This window comes from Flavobacterium sp. DW-iso2, from assembly GCF_058725285.1.
The window spans coordinates 1-1,589 of the sequence record NZ_JBZXDY010000058.1 but is presented as its reverse complement, the minus strand read 5'-3'; the positions used below and the strand labels follow the sequence as shown (position 1 = coordinate 1,589).

Sequence of the window (1,589 nt, the reverse complement as noted above, 5' to 3'; positions counted from 1 at the left end):
CAACGAGCATCTATGTAAAAGCAGTAAATTGAGCCTCAAAATAATTACTAACTGCAGTACAGTTTTGGCTGTCTGCTAATACTTTAATGATATGAGTACTCAAATTACTACTAGTCCAAAAGTATATATTGGTTTGGATATACACAAGAAAACATGGACAGTTTCCATTCAGACCGATTTATTTTTCCATAAAACGTATTCTATGCCTTCAAAATCTTGTGATTTAGAGCAATATGTAACTAATAATTTTCATAATCATGAGGTTTATTTAGTTTATGAAGTAGGTTGTTGTGGGTTTTCTGTAGCTCGCTATTTTTTAAATTTAGGATGGAATGTACTAGTGGTCAATCCAGCTGACGTGAAAACAGGAAATAAAGAACGCTATCAGAAAACAGATGCTTTGGATGCCAAAAATTTATCCAACCAGTTGAAATCTGGCACTTTAAAAGGAATCAATATCCCTACAGAGGATGAGGATCAGTTCACGAGTTTGGCACGCCATAGAACACAGGTTACAAAAAAATTGAGGACAACTAAATTGCATATCAAGAGTTTATTGTTGTTTCACGCAATAGAAATCCCCGTAGAATATGATAATTCGAATTGGTCTAATGGTTTTATAGAATGGTTAGAAAAGGTGAAATTTAGTACTACTTGTGGAGATTTAGCTTTACAAGGAAAAATTAGAATGTATAAATTTGTAAAAACAGAATATTTAGAAATTGCCAATCAAATGCGAGCCTATTGTCGAAAAAGCCACAAAGAAGATTACAATTTATTGAAGAGTATTCCTGGTATTGGGGGTTATCTAGCCTCTGTTATTATTGCAGAATGTGGTGATTTGAGGCGTTTCAATACCGAGGGACAATTTGCTAGTTTTGTTGGAATTGTTCCTGGAATACATAATAGCGGTGGTAGCGAGAAATGTTTGGGAATAACTCCTCGGAGCCGAAGTCAATTACGAAGCTACTTGATTGAAGCGGCTTGGATGGCTGTGAGGAAAGATCTTGAAATGCAACAGTATTATAGAAAACATCAAGGAAAAAATGTAAAAAGCATCATCGTAAAAGTAGCACATAAAATGACTCGAAGGATATTAGCAGTTATTAAGACACAAACCCCATATAAAATTAATAAAAACATAGTTTTAGAAAAATCAATAGCATAAAATTAAAAAATAAGAGTAGCGAAAATCAAAAAATAACTTTCTTAAAAGTCTCACAAAATGACAAGAAAAAATAGACTGCAAAGCTAAGGTGGTAGCCACGCTAAAGCGTGGGCTACATAACGAGCAGGCAGCTATTTTATTATTCTTACAACCACACAGGTGCTGGTGGCTATTGATTTAGACCACAAATAGGAGCCTGAGCTTTAAGAATTTAAAGGAAAAATATGATATAAAAGAGGAAAAAAAAATCGTGGCATTATTGAAAAAGTTAGAATAACTTTTTCTGTCCAAAGCCTACGGCGGACAAAAAGTTGTTTCCAACTTTTCCAACAAGCCGTTGGAACGGCATTTTATACTCGAAAATCACCCACATATCGCTCAGAGAAAAAGTTGTTGATAACTTTAATTGCTTTACATAGGA

Annotated in this window: 1 protein-coding gene; it reads left to right on the top strand. The window is 34.1% G+C overall.

Annotated features, from left to right (window positions below; genetic code table 11):
* Window positions 1-91 precede the first annotated feature (91 nt).
* A complete protein-coding gene (locus tag AC4PRO_RS18065) occupies window positions 92-1,168 on the top strand; it encodes an IS110 family RNA-guided transposase (protein ID WP_108741752.1) in 1,077 nt (358 codons plus the stop codon).
* Window positions 1,169-1,589 lie beyond the last annotated feature (421 nt).

Excerpts from the sequence above, each read along its gene's own strand:
- AC4PRO_RS18065 (WP_108741752.1), top strand. The coding sequence starts at position 92 with ATGAGTACTCAAATTACTACTAGTCCAAAAGTATATATTGGTTTGGAT.